General features: G+C 42.0%; 12 protein-coding genes. 9 read left to right on the top strand and 3 right to left on the bottom strand.

All coding sequences use genetic code 11. From position 1 onward, the window contains the following. Positions 1-16 precede the first annotated feature (16 nt). The 4 genes from M0N77_RS11550 (at position 17) to M0N77_RS11535 (ending at position 3,718) form a co-directional block, all read left to right on the top strand. Entirely contained in the window at positions 17-649 is a 633-nt protein-coding gene (locus M0N77_RS11550; protein ID WP_353105321.1) for a Sua5/YciO/YrdC/YwlC family protein, read from the top strand. A 247-nt stretch (positions 650-896) separates the two neighbouring features. Further along, positions 897-1,862, top strand: a complete 966-nt coding sequence (locus M0N77_RS11545; RefSeq protein WP_353105320.1) for a TIGR01777 family oxidoreductase — start codon at positions 897-899, stop codon at positions 1,860-1,862. 136 nt (positions 1,863-1,998) lie between these two features. Further along, entirely contained in the window at positions 1,999-2,457 is a 459-nt protein-coding gene (locus tag M0N77_RS11540) for a DUF393 domain-containing protein (protein WP_353105319.1), read from the top strand. A gap of 139 nt (positions 2,458-2,596) precedes the next feature. Then, complete coding sequence (locus M0N77_RS11535; RefSeq protein WP_353105318.1) at positions 2,597-3,718, top strand: metallophosphoesterase; 1,122 nt, start codon at positions 2,597-2,599, stop codon at positions 3,716-3,718. A gap of 37 nt (positions 3,719-3,755) precedes the next feature. Here M0N77_RS11535 and M0N77_RS11530 read toward each other — a convergent pair whose 3' ends face one another. Continuing rightward, positions 3,756-5,180 (bottom strand): alpha/beta hydrolase, encoded by a 1,425-nt coding sequence (locus tag M0N77_RS11530; protein ID WP_353105317.1) that lies wholly within the window; start codon positions 5,178-5,180, stop codon positions 3,756-3,758. A 343-nt stretch (positions 5,181-5,523) separates the two neighbouring features. Between M0N77_RS11530 and grpE the strand changes: the two genes are divergently transcribed. The 5 genes from grpE to M0N77_RS11505 all read left to right on the top strand — a co-directional run bounded on the left by grpE (position 5,524) and on the right by M0N77_RS11505 (position 11,156). Then, positions 5,524-6,144, top strand: coding sequence for a nucleotide exchange factor GrpE (grpE, locus tag M0N77_RS11525; protein WP_353105316.1), 621 nt, complete (start codon positions 5,524-5,526; stop codon positions 6,142-6,144). A 262-nt stretch (positions 6,145-6,406) separates the two neighbouring features. Beyond that, positions 6,407-8,347 carry a molecular chaperone DnaK gene (gene dnaK, locus M0N77_RS11520; protein WP_353105315.1) on the top strand — a complete coding sequence of 647 codons (1,941 nt, stop codon included), beginning with the start codon at positions 6,407-6,409 and terminating at the stop codon, positions 8,345-8,347. Positions 8,348-8,693: 346 nt separating this feature from the next. Continuing rightward, positions 8,694-9,236 (top strand): porin family protein, encoded by a 543-nt coding sequence (locus M0N77_RS11515; RefSeq protein ID WP_353105314.1) that lies wholly within the window; start codon positions 8,694-8,696, stop codon positions 9,234-9,236. A 243-nt stretch (positions 9,237-9,479) separates the two neighbouring features. Beyond that, positions 9,480-10,097: an NfeD family protein gene (locus M0N77_RS11510; protein ID WP_353105313.1), complete on the top strand. Its 618-nt coding sequence runs from the start codon at positions 9,480-9,482 to the stop codon at positions 10,095-10,097. A 177-nt stretch (positions 10,098-10,274) separates the two neighbouring features. Beyond that, positions 10,275-11,156, top strand: a complete 882-nt coding sequence (locus M0N77_RS11505) for an SPFH domain-containing protein (RefSeq protein ID WP_353105312.1) — start codon at positions 10,275-10,277, stop codon at positions 11,154-11,156. A gap of 96 nt (positions 11,157-11,252) precedes the next feature. On the opposite strand, the gene hemN is transcribed toward M0N77_RS11505, so the two are convergent. Beyond that, entirely contained in the window at positions 11,253-12,806 is a 1,554-nt protein-coding gene (gene hemN, locus M0N77_RS11500; RefSeq protein WP_353105311.1) for an oxygen-independent coproporphyrinogen III oxidase, read from the bottom strand. Between the two features lie 253 nt (positions 12,807-13,059). Further along, positions 13,060-15,573, bottom strand: a complete 2,514-nt coding sequence (locus M0N77_RS11495) for a penicillin acylase family protein (RefSeq protein ID WP_353105310.1) — start codon at positions 15,571-15,573, stop codon at positions 13,060-13,062. Between the last annotated feature and the right edge of the window lie 273 nt (positions 15,574-15,846).

Here is a 15,846-nt window from a genome sequence, read left to right as displayed (position 1 = left end):
TTAGAGCTATCAGCCTATGCCTTCCTCCTCGCCATTAATCACCCATTCAGTCGCCAAAGCAGCGCAGTGGCTAAACGCCGGAAAGCTTTTGGCTTATCCCACCGAAAGCGTTTGGGGTATCGGCTGTGATCCTTTTGACAAAAGCGCGGTACAACAGCTACTAGACATTAAGCAGCGACCTATCTCAAAAGGCATGATTGTGGTCACGGATAAAGTACAGCGTATTGAGCCACTATTAGCTCTTTTGAGTGATGAGCAGCGGCAAACTGTACTCGATAGCTGGTCTCAGTACCATCAAAAACAAGCTTTTACCTGGTTGTTGCCATTAGGTGATCCGCTGGAGCTGACAGTACCTATTCCTTCTTGGATAACTGGCGCTCATCAAAGCGTAGCGGTACGCGTCATCGCCCATCCTTTGATTCAACAGCTTTGCGCGTGTCTAGTGTCAGCCGCCAACCCTTATGGATTTTTGGTTTCCACCAGCTGCAATCCCTCCGAGCAACCGCCTGCGGTATCGTTGACACAGGCACAAGCTTATTTTGTAAATAATGATCTTGCCGCTCAAGTAGGTTATCTACAAGGCGATACTTTAGGTTATATCTTGCCCAGCCAAATCCACGACGCTCTAACGGGAACCATCATTCGCTAACACTGTCCATTAGAATTAAAACACCAGTTATAAGTGATTGTTTTATCTTACATAAGTGATTATCTATGAGTGATTATCTTGGTTAGTATTAGGATTAAAGCAGCTATTCAATACTCTTACCAAAACTCTGTAAAATCCGTTTTGACAATACCTACAAAAAAGAACACGATATTTATAAAGGGTTAGAGTTATCTAAAGGGCTTATTTAGATAATTTATTTAAATAATAATCAAAAAAGGATAACAAGATGAATATTTTAATCAGCGGTGGTTCAGGATTTTTGGGTAGTGCCTTTAGTGAAGAGTTGACAAAACGCTATCAGCAGGCAGGTAAGAAGCTAAGTATCACTTGGCTGACCCGTGATACTAGCCAAACGCATCCTACTGATATCAGCATGATGAGCTATGATGAGCTTGCAAAGACTGACCAAAGTTTCGAGGTGATACTCAATCTAGCAGGAGCTGGGATAGCAGACTCGCGCTGGAGTGATGAGCGTAAAGAGACTCTATTAGCCAGCCGCATAAAACCAACAGAGTCTTTATTAGAGTACATTGCCCGTATTAGTGTAAAACCTAAGCTTATGGTGAGCGGCTCAGCTATCGGCTGGTATGGCACTCAAGGTGTTAAACCTTTGACTGAGAGCAGTGACTATGAGACGGATTTTTCGCATAAGTTATGTGAGGAGTGGGAGCAGTTGGCGCTCAAAGCTACCGATTATAGAGTACCTGTAGCTATCGTGCGCACCGGCGTAGTCATGCATCCAAGCGGCGGTATGGTGGCCAAATTACTATTACCGTTTAAGATGGGCGTTGGTGGTCAGTTAGCAGATGGTAAGCAAATTATGAGCTGGATAAGCCGTGAGGATTGGGTAGGAGCGGCAATATTTATTATGGAACATCATCTCGATAGTCAGACTAATCTGCACCATAGCGCAGTTGAAAATACTTTGCAGACAGGAAACGACACGCCCGCATTAGTCTATAATTTGACCGCGCCTAATCCAGTAACTAATCATCAATTTACCAAAGCGATGGGTGCTTGGTTACATCGTCCGACTATTTTTACTTTGCCAGAGTTTTTACTTAAGCTGATGTTCGGTGAGATGTCGACTTTGCTTATTGATGGTCAAAAAGTATTACCAAAAGCTTTGTTGGAGGCCGGCTATAACTTTAAGCATACTGATATTCGACAAGCTTTAGAGCAGCAAAGCTAAGCTATAACGCAGATTATAGACAACAAAACAACTAACTATATCACTACCTAGATATAGAATGTTTCACATGAAACAATGGATATAAAATTAGGCAAATGATAAACCCATGGTCAAAGATAATGCTAGGAGCTAGCAAATGACTAAAGTAACGAGCTTTAACGATTGTGCTCAAGATCGCTCTTCTATCACTATGTACTACGATGACAGTTGTGTGCTTTGTCGCACTGAGGCGCACAATATGCAGGCGCGTAATCCTAATAATATAACCCTAATACCAGTCGATCAAGGGCTAGAGACGTTAGCCGCGGCAGGTTTTAGCCGTACAGATGCGATGACTTATCTATGTATACAAGACTGGTATGGTACTTGGCATACGCGCATGGACGCGGTGCGCTTGCTTTATAGAACCGCTGGAGTCAAAGGCTCCGCGCTATTGTATTTACCAGTAATACAAAAAATGGGTAATCTGGCTTATCCCTTTATCGCCCGTAATCGTTATCGAATCCCTAATTGGCTCACCCAATTAATATACGGCAAAGCTGTGGTTGAGGCTTGCGATAAGGATAGCTGCAAAACTGCGCCCACTGAGCGCTAGCTTATAGGCCTTATGCTGTAGCGTCGCAGTAAGCTCTAAAACCTCTATTTCAATCTAAGTAGAGATTTTTTAGAATAGGACTGTTAAGCGGCAGTCTTATGCTTTCTAGTGCAATTAGCAAGCCTATTTAGGATTATTCATGCGTTACGCGTTTTTTGTCATTATTATTGCTTTGTTACAAGCCTTTAGCTTGGGCGCGGTACTAAGCTTGCAGTGGTGGCTACAGCCTTGGCTGACCTCAAGTCTAAACATAGCGGTTTGGGCATTAATCTTTTTAATGACTAATGCTCTGCTACTAATCACCTTTAGCAAACGCTTTGACAATAGCTATCGCTGGATGAGCGCTTGGCTGCTAGTCATGCATTTTATGATGCTTACGGCACTAGTAACTAGTTTATGCTACGCCGCTTATGAGCTATTGATAGTATCGTCAGCGACTCATAGCTCAGAGACAGTGCGTATCGGCCTGCGAGGGCTGGCGTTGGTTGTTTTTATCGCGCTATTTGTTTATAGCTTATACTGCGCTTACGCTCCAGTGGTGCGCCGATTATCTATCGTCATTGATAAACCGCTAAAAAGCTCCTTACGTATCGCTATGGCGAGCGACTTACATTTAGGCAAGCTATTTGGCAATAAAGCTATCGATAAGCTGCATCAGCTAATTACTGCTAATAAAGCGGATATGCTAATGATGCCAGGCGATATCATGGATGATAATATAAAAGCCTATAGCGCTTATAATATGTCTAGCAGACTAAAATCATTATGTAGCAGCTTGCCGTATGGCGTCTATGCTACTCTAGGCAATCATGATCTATATGGCCATGAGCAGCCGATTAGTAATGCCTTGCGTAGCGCTGGCGTGCACTTATTAAATGATGAGGTATTAAGCTTAGAGTATGAAGGCGAGAGTATTTGGTTAGTTGGGCGTTTTGATAACCACAAGCGCCAAAGAGTAGCAACCACTGAGCTATTAGCACAAGTCGATAGCACTCAGCCGGTGATATTATTGGATCATAGGCCAAGCGATATTGTACAGCACAGTAAGCTACCGATTGATCTACAAGTTTCAGGCCATACCCATGACGGACAGATATTCCCTGCTAATTTTATTGTTAGAGCGATTAATCGCTTGGGCTATGGCTATGAAGCTATCAACCAAGGACACTTTGTAGTCTCCTCAGGTTATGGCTTTTGGGGTATTCCCTTTCGATTAGGCTCGCGCGCTGAGATTTGGATAATCGATGTAACTGGTAAATAGCTAGAGTAAAATAAAGCCCTGTACAACTAAATCGCTCTTAGGCTACCAGTATGGATTCAGCCGATATAATCTCCTTAACAAAGCGCGCAAAGTCTTTGATAATAAAGCGAGTCTCACGCTCAAGCCCTTTATGAATACTCATCAAATGCATAAAACCATGCGGCGCACCGATCACGGTATAAGTTTCAACAGCTATGCCAGCTACCCTTAATTGCTCAGCGTAAGCAAACGCTTCATCGCGTAATACATCAAGCTCAGAGGCGACTATATAAGTCGGACACACTTGACTATTATCACCAATCATCGGCGAGATTAGTGCATGCTCTCGAGCAAGTGGACTATTATGCATAAACGCTTGATCGAATACCGCCACATCAGCATGATCTAGTAGCAAACCTTCGCCGTACAGCTCCCAACTTGGATAATCAGTCTCAATATCGGTCACAGGATACAGCGGCATTTGCGCAAGTGGTCTTGGTAGAGTCTTAAGCCGTTTGTACATCTGCTGACCTGCCGCGCCCAAGTCCGCCCAAGCTTTTTCGTTTGGAGAGGTTAGCTGCTGCGCTAATAAAGTTGATAAGCCGCCACCAGCACTATCACCTGCCAATACTATACGCGAAGGCGATGCGCCAAGGGTGGGACTATTAGCTGCCAGCCAAGCATAAGCACTAATAGCATCTAATAGAGCGGTAGGCGCGGCGTATTCTGGCGCTAAGCGATAATCAACGCTGACTACTGCCCACCCAGTTTGCGCGCAAACGCTGTGACAAAATTCGTGATGGGTGTCAAGATCGCCAATACAAAACCCGCCACCATGAAAAAAAAGCATAACCATCTCATCTGGATTAGGGTTTTTCTTCGAGTACTTACCCGCTTGATAGCAGCGTATCGCCATGTCCTCATTATCAGCATTGGCAATGGTTTTATCCTGCCAATTAACATCAGCATCGCCGTTATTATTAGTCAGCTTCAAACTGATTAGCTTACGGCTATCGGCTTGTTGCCAAACTTGCGGATCTTGCATCGCTACTGCGTCAGCAGCAAATCGTTGACGCAGCTCTTGCATTTTTGCAAGATGAAGCGGAGTTTTTAGGCGACCATTAACCGCAATAATAAAACGCAAATGCGCATTAGCACTTAAATACTGTTTGGATGTCGGCCCTTTTAGATAACGGATTAAGCTCTCTAACATAGTATCTGGTAGATACCCTAAACCCTTTAACACATAATGGAGCGCATGCTGCTGATAGTCAGTACTAGGCATAAAGCTGGCAAGTTTTTCACCGAGATATCTGTAATGCTCATTGAGCTTATTATCATTATTTATCTCAGCTTGCAGCTCTTCATCTTGCTGCTGCTTATAGCTCTCCACACCTGCTAGGGGAGCTAGTTTTAACTTACTGTTTAGGTTCATCGCTTTATTTAGCAAAGTGTTGAGCGATGTTATAGGAGAGCTTGGCATAACATTCCTCATATAGTTGTAATCGGTATTTGCTAGCTTAAAAGCTAGACATTTAACCACTATCTAATCATCATTGCAGTCATCATAAAACAATGAAAAGTAAAGTTAAGTATGATTTGGTGATGGTTTGAGTGCCAACCGTAAACTATTTAGAATGATTAAATTAAAAAATTCATAAGCCTTAGGCTTGAAATATGCCTTCATCACCTTTATCAAGCAGCTATTGAACCTGGTTTCAGCCAAATGGCTAAATGCCTTCTTAACCAGTTAGCTCTAACCATTAAAGGTACTAATAATTGCACTAAAAATAGTACGAATTATCATTAAATAATAAGGAGTTATCATGAGTGAGCAAAACCCAAATCAACCCACAAATGATCATGCTATCAACGAAGATAATACAAAAGCGGTGCATACCAATCTTGAGCGCAGCGAAAGCGTACTACAAGAAACGCTAGATGAATTTGATCCCAAAAATAACTCAGGCGACGAAGCTACCATTGATAATGAGATCGATATCAGTGTTTATGAAGCGCGTATTGCTGAGCTTGAAGAGGAAGTCAAAAAAGCCAAAGAGACTACCGCTCGCGCCAATGCTGAGACTTATAATGCACAAAAACGCATGGAGCAAGAAGCGGATAAAAGTAAGCGATTTGCATTACAAAAATTTGCTAAAGAGTTATTAGAAGTCGTCGATAACTTAGAGCGTGCCATTGAAAGTGCTCATTCAGATGATCCAGTGACCGAAGGGGTAAAACTGACACATAAAGCACTATTAGATGTGTTAAATAAAAATGGCGTAGAAGTCGTCGAGCCTCAAGGTGAAAAATTCAATGCAGAACTGCACGAAGCAGTAGGTATCGATCCAGAAGCTGAGCCTGACATGGTAGGCACTGTGCTACAAAAAGGCTATAGCTTAAATGGTCGTCTGCTACGCCCAGCGATGGTAAATGTCGGTCAATAAGCGCAGCTAATAACTTAACTTAGCCAATAGTGATAGATAATAAACCCTGCTAAAAGTAGGGTTATTCACAAATATTCACACAAAAGCGAATTATTGCGCTGATATTGACTTGAAAAAATAGCGACGTAAACCGATATAAAGCAACAAGTGACCATACATGGTCTGTTAGTTTTCATTTTTAGCTTAAGTTTTTGATAGTTTTAATAACCTGAAACTTTAAGCTACCCCAATAGAAATTTAATAACATTTGGAGCAATTAATTATGGGTAAAGTAATAGGTATTGACTTAGGAACCACTAACTCGTGTGTTGCGGTAATGGAAGGCGACAGCGTAAAAATTATCGAAAACGCTGAAGGTACGCGTACCACCCCTTCAATCGTTGCCTATAAAGATGACGAGATTTTGGTCGGTCAATCCGCCAAACGTCAGGCAGTGACTAACCCCAACAAAACCTTGTTCGCTATCAAGCGCCTAATTGGTCGTCGCTTTGATGATAAAGTGGTGCAAAAAGATATCGGCATGGTCCCTTACAAAATCGCCAAAGCAGACAATGGTGATGCTTGGGTTGAGATCAATGGTAAAAAACTAGCACCGCCACAAGTTTCAGCTGAAATCTTGAAAAAAATGAAAAAAACAGCTGAAGATTATTTGGGCGAAAGCGTTTCTGAGGCGGTTATTACCGTTCCTGCTTATTTTAATGACTCACAGCGTCAAGCCACTAAAGATGCTGGTAAAATCGCAGGTTTAGATGTTAAGCGTATTATCAACGAACCAACCGCAGCGGCACTAGCTTACGGCATGGACAAAAAGCAAGGCGATAGCACTGTCGCGGTTTATGACTTAGGTGGTGGTACTTTTGACGTCTCCATCATTGAGATTGCAGATGTCGATGGTGAGCAGCAGTTTGAAGTATTAGCTACTAACGGCGATACCTTTTTAGGTGGTGAAGATTTTGACTCAGCGCTAATCGACTATTTGGTTGATGAGTTCAAAAAAGATCAAGACTTCAACCTAAAAGGCGACTCTCTAGCGATGCAGCGTCTAAAAGAAGCGGCAGAAAAAGCGAAGATTGAGCTATCAAGCGCGCAAAGTACGGAAGTCAACTTGCCTTATATCACCGCTGATAGCAGTGGTCCTAAGCATTTAGTGATTACCATTAGCCGCTCAAAATTAGAGAGCCTAACGGAAGATTTAGTCAAGCGTACTATGGGTCCTTGTAAAATTGCTCTAGAAGATGCTGGCCTAAAAATTAGTGATATCGATGATGTCATCTTGGTTGGTGGTCAGACTCGTATGCCACTAGTGCAAAAGCAAGTACAAGAGTTCTTTGGCCAAGAGCCACGCAAAGACGTTAACCCTGATGAAGCAGTAGCAGCGGGTGCGGCGATTCAAGGCGCGGTATTGTCTGGCGACAAAACAGACGTACTATTGCTTGATGTCACGCCATTGACCCTAGGTATCGAAACCATGGGCGGGGTGATGACGCCTGTTATTGAGAAAAACACCATGATTCCGACTAAGAAATCACAAGTGTTCTCAACAGCAGAAGACAATCAGCCAGCAGTGACCATTCAGGTTTATCAAGGTGAGCGTAAAATCGCTAATCAAAATAAACTATTAGGCCGTTTTGATTTGACCGATATTCCACCAGCGCCACGTGGTCTACCACAAATCGAAGTGACTTTCGATATCAACGCTGATGGTATCATGAACATCTCAGCGACTGATAAAGGTACGGGTAAAGCGCAAAGCATCCAGATCAAAGCAGATTCTGGCTTGACGGATGAAGAAGTTGAACAAATGGTTCGCGATGCTGAAGCAAACGCTGCTGAAGATGAAAAATTTGCTAATCTTGCGCAAGTTCGTAACGAAGCAGATGGCCGTATCCATGCGGTACAAAAAGCGCTTAAAGAAGCGGCTGATAAAGTATCTGATGAAGAAAAATCTTCAGTCGAAACCGCTATCTCTGAGCTTGAAGCAGCAGCAAAAGAAGACGATCATGACGAGATCAAAGCTAAGCTTGAAGCACTAGACAACGCTTTTTTACCAGTGAGCCAAAAGATTTACGCTGATAGCGGTGCTGGCGGCGAAGGTATGGACCCAGGTCAGTTCCAGCAAAGTACTGAGTCTGCAGATGCTAGCCAAGCAGATGACGATGTTGTTGATGCTGAGTTTACTGAAGTCGACGAAGATAAAAAATAATAGTCTAAAACTTAGTTAGTATTTTTAAGTTTATAAAAAAAGACGCATCTTTCGAGATGCGTTTTTTTGGTTCATAGAACCTTATAAACTACTTTTGTGAGACACAGATTTTTATAAAAATCTACTAATGTAACAAAAGATTTCATATTTCAGCCTTTGTTACCTAGCTGCTGATAATTGCTTGCAAATCTTAACCCTCATACCCTCAAACGTAGACACAGTATACGATAGGATTTGTTACTATATATTCATCGTTAGCAAACAGGACGATAAGGTTTAAAGGCCAATATAAATAACTTGTTTGTCAAAATTTATCAGTATTTAATTTAAAAGGTAGGAGATAAAGATGAAAACTTTACAAAAAACTTTACTTGCGTTAGCTGTCGGTTCTTTATTCAGTGTAGGCGCACAGGCTGCTGTTACTTATGGTAATGGTTATACCGGACAGCCATACGTGGGTGTTAAAGTCGGTCAGTTTGACTTAGATGTCAGCGGTGCAGACAAGCCAACAGCATATGGTGTTTACGGTGGTTACAATTTTGATCCTAATTTTGGTATCGAAGCTGAGTATGTTGGTTCAAACGATGCCGATTACTACAATGGCGAGATAGATGCTAAGTCTTACGGTTTGTACGGTACTTATCGTTATGCTTTTGATAACACCCCACTTTATGCTAAAGGTAAAATCGGTGTTGCTAGAACGAAAGTAGATGGTGATTACATGAATACTCCAATCACTAGAGTCAGTTATTCTGATAGTGATACTAGTTTAGCTGGTGGTATTGGTCTTGGTTATGCCGTTAACTCTGACTTTGGTATCGAAGCTGAATACGACCTATTAGGTAGTGATACAGATCTTTGGACAGTTGGTGCACATCTTAAATTCTAATTTAATTTATTAAAAGAATTAAGATAAAAAAATCAATAGCTTAAATTAAAATTAAGTACATTAAAAACGATCACTATGGTGGTCGTTTTTTTTGGTTTAACTTTTAGTATAAACTATAGTCATAACTTTTATATGGTCTAATCCGTTAAGTTATAAATAACAGTATGGTATTGATTTTTAAGATAATATTAATAAACCAGATGTGCTACATTAAAGGATAGAGTGATAAAAGGAGGCGCCGCAATGATTGAGACTATGTTGATGATTGAACCTTGGCATTGGTTAGTATTAGGCTTTTTGTTGATGATTGCCGAGATATTTATTCCAACCTTTGCTAGTCTTTGGTTTGGTGCCGCTGCTGTCATTGTAGCTGCTCTAGCCTGGGTATTGCCGATCTCTTTGACAGTACAAGTGCTCGTTTGGCTCGGACTATCGGTGTTATTTATGTTTGCTTGGATCAAATACATCAAGCCTTTATCGATAGATCGTAACAGAGCCGCACAAAGTAATAGCGCTATCATAGGCGAGACGGGGATGATTGTGGTCAAACCGCACAAAGATATCGTCGGTGTGATACGGTTTAATGTGCCAATATTTGGCGCTGATGAGTGGACTTGTCGTACGCAAGGCAATAAGACGGTAGAGGTTGGCGATAGAGTAGTCGTAAAGGATATTATCGAAAATGATTTGATAGTAGCGCCCACTCAGCGTATAGCGGCTCCTATTAAGACCGTTCAACCTAATATCATGCCTAATGTAGAGACTCAGCCTGTCAAAGAGAAAACAAAAAGCAGTCGATTAAACCTTAATAAACCTGACTTGGACAGGGTTCGTCTAAAAAACAAATTTACCAATAAATAGCGTCTAGTAATTGAGAGCTGCGCTATTATTGCTTATCAACAATTACTGTAGCAATAAATAGTAAGTAGCAATGAGATAGCGGATATAAAATAGTAAGTATAAAGCCAGGAATCAGGAAGTTGAGATAAATACGACGTATTGTCGCCGCATTTATGACAAGCGTACAAGGAGAGCGTTATGAACAGTATTATGGGTATTTTAGGTGGCGGTGGTATCGTCATGTTGGTATTGATTGCTCTAATCATCTTTACCGTTTTTAAAGGGGTAAGGATCGTTCCTCAAGGCTATAAATGGGTGGTTCAGCGTTTGGGTAAATTCAATCAGACGCTTGAGCCAGGTTTGACGCTCATTATTCCTTTTATCGATAGAGTGGCTTATAAAGTCACCACCAAAGACATCGTTTTAGACATTCCTTCACAAGAGGTCATCACTCGCGATAACGTGGTAATCATTGCCAATGCGGTCGCTTATATCAATATCGTCCGTCCGGACAAAGCGGTATATGGTATTGAGGATTATGAATATGGTATCCGTAATCTAGTACAGACCTCGCTGCGTTCTATCATCGGTGAGATGGATTTGGATAACGCCTTATCTAGTCGTGATGAGATCAAAGCGCTACTCAAAAACGCCATCTCAGAGGATATTGCTGATTGGGGTATTACGCTTAAGACCGTTGAGATTCAAGATATTAACCCTTCCCAAACCATGCAAGCCTCGATGGAAGAGCAGGCAGCAGCAGAGCGTTTACGCCGTGCAACGGTTACTCGAGCTGATGGTCAAAAACAAGCGGCTATCTTAGAGGCAGATGGTCGTTTGGAAGCCTCACGCCGTGATGCAGAAGCGCAAGTGGTACTGGCTAAAGGTTCTGAGGAGTCTATTCGTCTGATTACCGCAGCAATGGGTGATGAAGAGATGCCTATTGTTTATTTGCTTGGTGAGCAATACATCAAGTCGATTCGCCAACTTGCAGAGTCTGATAACTCAAAAATGGTGGTTTTGCCTGCTGATATTTTAAGCACTGTCAAAGGTATGGTTGGTGATAAGCTAAAAGTATAAACAGCGAAGGATCTAAATTTTGTCCAAAAAAAGACCTCAATTCAATATTGAGGTTTTTTTAGTTAGCATAAGCTAGGTTTTAAGCGAAAACACGGACTAGATGACTTTAGAAAAACGATTTTTATGTTTTTTCTCAAGATATTCATCAAATACCATCGCCACATTACGACCTAAAAACCGACCTTTGGGTAGAATACGAATGCCCGCGGCGTCCATATCGATAAGCTTATCGGCTTGCATCTCGCCAAGCTGCTTAATCTCATCAATAAAATAGGTAATAGCATCGATACCAAACTTTCTATTGACGTCTTTAAAGTCAATATAATCATGACATAACAGGTTCATAATCACGTATTCGCGCAGACGATCTTTGATAGAGGTTTTAATCACCTTCACCGCTGGCATGATAGTAGGGTTATTAGCCGCTGCATTGATAGTATCTTGATAAACCTGCAAATCTGTATGGTTTTGCAAGATATAGCGGTTATTGCTATTGGCAATCTGACTGATTGAGGAGACGCCAAAGCCCAACAAATCACAGTCGCCCATGATGGTATAGCCTTGAAAGTTACGATGTAAATGACCTTCGCGCTGGGCGATAGCTAGCTCATCATCAGGCAGCGCAAAATGATCAATACCGATGTATTGATAACCGGCCTCAGTTAGTGTATTGACTGTATCGCCTAACATGGTTAGCTTGCTCGCGGCACTGGGCAGATCTTGGTCTTTGATTTGTCTTTGCGCTTTGAAGCGCTCAGGCAAATGCGCGTAGTTAAACACCGATAAGCGATCGGGTGCCATCTCAATAATACGTAAGACGGTTTTATGCAGAGTCTCAGGCGTTTGATGGGGCAGACCATAAATCAGGTCAATATTGATCGAATGAAAGCCAAGCTCGCGAGCTTCATTTAATACATTCTCAATCAGTTCTGCTGAATGCACTCGATTGACAGCGATTTGTACTTTTTCATCTAGATCCTGTACGCCTAAGCTCACTCGATTAAAACCAAGCTCACGCAAAGTTTTTAAGGTATTATCGCTGAGCTCACGCGGATCGATCTCAATAGAGTAATCGCCTTGATCTTCTGGCAAAAAATCAAACTGGGTTTGTAAGAACTCCCACAGCTGTACCATCTCTTCATCACGAAGGAATGTTGGTGTACCGCCGCCTAAATGTAGTTGTTTAACGACTGGGTTTTTACCTTCTTCGGTCGCTAGTAAGCGGCGCTTGAGCTTTATCTCAGCGATTAAATACTGTAGATAATCACCGGAGTCGCTGTTCTTTTTGGTGATAATCTTATTACAAGCGCAGTAGTAGCAAAGATGACGACAAAAAGGAATATGAAAGTATAGCGATAAGGGCGCGCGTGCTTCACGGTTTTGTAAAATTTTAGTCTCTAATCCTTCAGGGATTTCTGCGAATTCTAAAGCAGTAGGATAAGAGGTATAGCGGGGCCCTGAACGATTGTATTTATGAATCAGCGCTTCATCAAAGCTTGGTAGCTGTTTATTGCCACTAGTACCACGCAGACTAGCGTAAGGGTTTTGGACTTCAACGACAGGACGGGCGGTGCTCGGCTGCTCATCAGCGTTATTGTAGGGCTGCTGAGGTTGGTTATGGGTAGTGTTAATATTAGAATGTTCTGTCATGCGGCGCTCCTGTTACATTAGCAGCGAGCTATATAGTCGGCTAACGATAGATAGGTTATTTAGAACTTTTTGCTAAAAAAATGGCTGAATCAATAGCTTGTATTATAGCAAATCCATACCTTGATTAGGGTGGTTGGTGAGTGCTGTTAATTCAATAAACGAGCTTATTTATACCAATAAAAACCCCAGAATTTATCTGAGGTCTCTTACAGTGCTAAGAATACTAGTTAATAGGTTTGAGAGTTTAGAAAAGCTATTCTCTTAGCTGGATTTTATTGCCTACCGCTTGGCTAGATATCTCGGCTGCACTAAAAGGCAGACGTATCCAGTCTTTAGCAGAGTAGCGACGCGTTTGATCGCGATGGAAAGGGCGCGTCGCATCCGCTGACTGTGAATAAGCTAACAACGCCTCCACTACTGGACCTTGACTATCAAAAGTCACCGTCTGCATATAGGTTGGACCATTGGTAATTGGACCATAACTGCCGTCGCTATTTTGACTTGAGCTTGCGACATTAAAGACACCTTCATTACCAAATCCACCATGCATAGGAATTTTCTCATCGTTTTTGCTAGCATCAATGACAAACTGTAAGCTGCCTAGCGGTGCATCTAGGGCAATATTTTTATCATTGTAATAAGCAATTGAGTCGCCTAAAGCAGTACGGGTCTCGGTGTTGATAATTAAGCCACTTGGTGTATTGATAGGATCAGTCTTATCAAAAGCAACCCTAAATCCTGCATAACCATCAAAATCTAGATTGGTCCAGAACTTTCTGAAGACATGAGCACCTTTACTATCTAGATTATTGCGACGATCCCAATCACCTAGAACATCACAAGCTTGAGTTGCATCAACAGTACCTCCGGCAGTTAAAGGCAATTCAACGCTACTTAAAGCTGTGCCAGCATTGTCTTTACAAATCTCATCTAATATGTCATCAAGGACTAACTCAGCGACATAACTGCGGTTGCTGTAGACAACTTGTTGTAGGTTATTAAGATTAAAGGTATCACCACCCAAACCATCTTTATTACTTAATCGATCAAATATTTGGGTAAAAGCCATACGAGTACGTGGCGATAACGGTGCAGCATCTTCAGGCAAAGGTAATAACCTACGTCTTAATAATGGTGAAAAACCTGTTAAAGGCTGCTCTGCGTTACTAAGCCAATATGAGTCATTTGAATTAAGAACATAATCATCACGAGTCAATGAAGGTAAGTTTGAGCCGCCAAAGATACCCGCTTGCGGTGAGTCCATATCACTACCCCACTCACAAGCAGCGCTGGCTCCGTTTAATGCTGGCAAGCCTACTGCAATCAAGCCCGTGAGCACAGGACCGACATTAGCGCTACAAGCGGCTAACTTATCTTTAGTCACATGAGGTACGGTTGAGATGTCAGCGTAGAGTGCCTTGCCATTACGATCAGTGGCTATAGTATTAACAAAACCAAGGCCAAGTATGCTCTTCATTCTAGTTTCTAGATCGGCGACACTAGTGGCCTTATTCATACTGCGCCATTGATTCAACGCTCGTGGATTTTCTGAGGCCGCATCGCGAATGGTATAAGCGAGACCACTTTCTCCCCAAGTAGGTAGTTTAACTTTATCATCGAGTAAATCAACCTCTAGCATAGGACCAAAATGCGATAGATACAGAGGCCGAGTGACGGCTGGTAGATTGCCAGGCAATTTGACCGTAACGTCCACTTTTTCGATATCACGCTGCTCAAAGACGCCTTCGCTATTTTGATAGTTATACTTCATCGGATTGCCCTTGACTAAGCTGAGCTGATAGAACGTAAAGCGCTTCGCCGTCGATACCGTATGACTCCAAGCCACATCTTTATTGAAACCAATATTAATAAAAGGCTGGCCTTGCTGCGCGGAGCCCATAACATCAATCTCGCCGGGTATGGTTAGATGAAACTCATAAAAACGCTGTACACCGTTCCACGGCTCATGGGGGTTACCATACATAATGCCTTCATCTTGACCTGTCACATCCCTTCCAAAGGCGTAAGCATTACTACCACCATCTAATACATTAATAGTGGTCATATCGAACTTAGGAGCGGCTTTAGCTAATGGATCTAAGCTTACGCTACGCATTCTTGAACTGCCCATAGTCGAGCCTTCGGGAGGCTTGGCTAATACCATAGCGCCTACAAAGTTTGAGAGACCGCCGCGTAGGTTCGCTTTACCGTAGAGGGCTAACATATCATCAATAGTAATCTCACGCACCCATGCTGCATTAGCACAAGTAGGATCGATATTGGCGACACCTGTATCACGCAAATAGCGGCTATAACCAGCCGCGTAACCGGTTACTGCATCGATTACCTCTGGGTCTTGAGCCGCTAAAAAACTAGCTCTTCGCTCTGGAGAGTTATACCAAGTATAAAAAACATCGCTGACAACTGCAGCATCTATGGCATCTTTTGTACCATCGGTTAAATAAAGCGCGCTTTGACCTTTTGCAACGACAATCTCATGTGCCAGCGAACAGATATTATCTTCGGCGAAGGCATAACCTACACCATAACCTAAACCTTTATAGTCTCTAGCAGTGATATGAGGTATGCCAAATTCAGTGCGTTGAATGTCTGCCGCATATTCTGAAGGAGGTGTTATGACTTGCTCAGTGAAGGTATTATCACTATCTAACAGCTGATCAGTCCCATAGAAACTGCCACTGTCAATAATGCCAATTTCGGCGTGCGCCGATTGAGTGTTATGCTTTTCATAAGCTTTACCGTCCATAGTTAAGAGTTGCTACTCAAAATAAAAACCGCTTTTGAGTCATCAATAAAATCCCTTTATTGTTGCTAGTGCACCACTGCACACTATTAATATAGCAATTTTTAGAACTTTTACTAGTTAATTAATTTACTCATCTCGTCTGTTTTAAACATATGTTTTTAATAAAATATTATTCTAACAATCAGTTAGTTAAAATAATAAACAATTATTCGTTTTTTATAAATGCTTTAGCTCTATATCTAGTAATCGTCCTTATTCTTTTATAAGAGCGCT

The organism is Psychrobacter sp. AH5 (assembly GCF_040371085.1).
Classification (GTDB): domain Bacteria; phylum Pseudomonadota; class Gammaproteobacteria; order Pseudomonadales; family Moraxellaceae; genus Psychrobacter.
Note: the sequence above shows the minus strand (reverse complement) of the source record. Positions and strands in the feature narration are given on the sequence as shown.

Coding starts and splice junctions, on each gene's coding strand:
- M0N77_RS11550 (WP_353105321.1), top strand. CDS start 17: ATGCCTTCCTCCTCGCCATTAATCACCCATTCAGTCGCCAAAGCAGCG.
- M0N77_RS11545 (WP_353105320.1), top strand. CDS start 897: ATGAATATTTTAATCAGCGGTGGTTCAGGATTTTTGGGTAGTGCCTTT.
- M0N77_RS11540 (WP_353105319.1), top strand. CDS start 1,999: ATGACTAAAGTAACGAGCTTTAACGATTGTGCTCAAGATCGCTCTTCT.
- M0N77_RS11535 (WP_353105318.1), top strand. CDS start 2,597: ATGCGTTACGCGTTTTTTGTCATTATTATTGCTTTGTTACAAGCCTTT.
- M0N77_RS11530 (WP_353105317.1), bottom strand. CDS start 5,180: ATGCCAAGCTCTCCTATAACATCGCTCAACACTTTGCTAAATAAAGCG.
- grpE (WP_353105316.1), top strand. CDS start 5,524: ATGAGTGAGCAAAACCCAAATCAACCCACAAATGATCATGCTATCAAC.
- dnaK (WP_353105315.1), top strand. CDS start 6,407: ATGGGTAAAGTAATAGGTATTGACTTAGGAACCACTAACTCGTGTGTT.
- M0N77_RS11515 (WP_353105314.1), top strand. CDS start 8,694: ATGAAAACTTTACAAAAAACTTTACTTGCGTTAGCTGTCGGTTCTTTA.
- M0N77_RS11510 (WP_353105313.1), top strand. CDS start 9,480: ATGATTGAGACTATGTTGATGATTGAACCTTGGCATTGGTTAGTATTA.
- M0N77_RS11505 (WP_353105312.1), top strand. CDS start 10,275: ATGAACAGTATTATGGGTATTTTAGGTGGCGGTGGTATCGTCATGTTG.
- hemN (WP_353105311.1), bottom strand. CDS start 12,806: ATGACAGAACATTCTAATATTAACACTACCCATAACCAACCTCAGCAG.
- M0N77_RS11495 (WP_353105310.1), bottom strand. CDS start 15,573: ATGGACGGTAAAGCTTATGAAAAGCATAACACTCAATCGGCGCACGCC.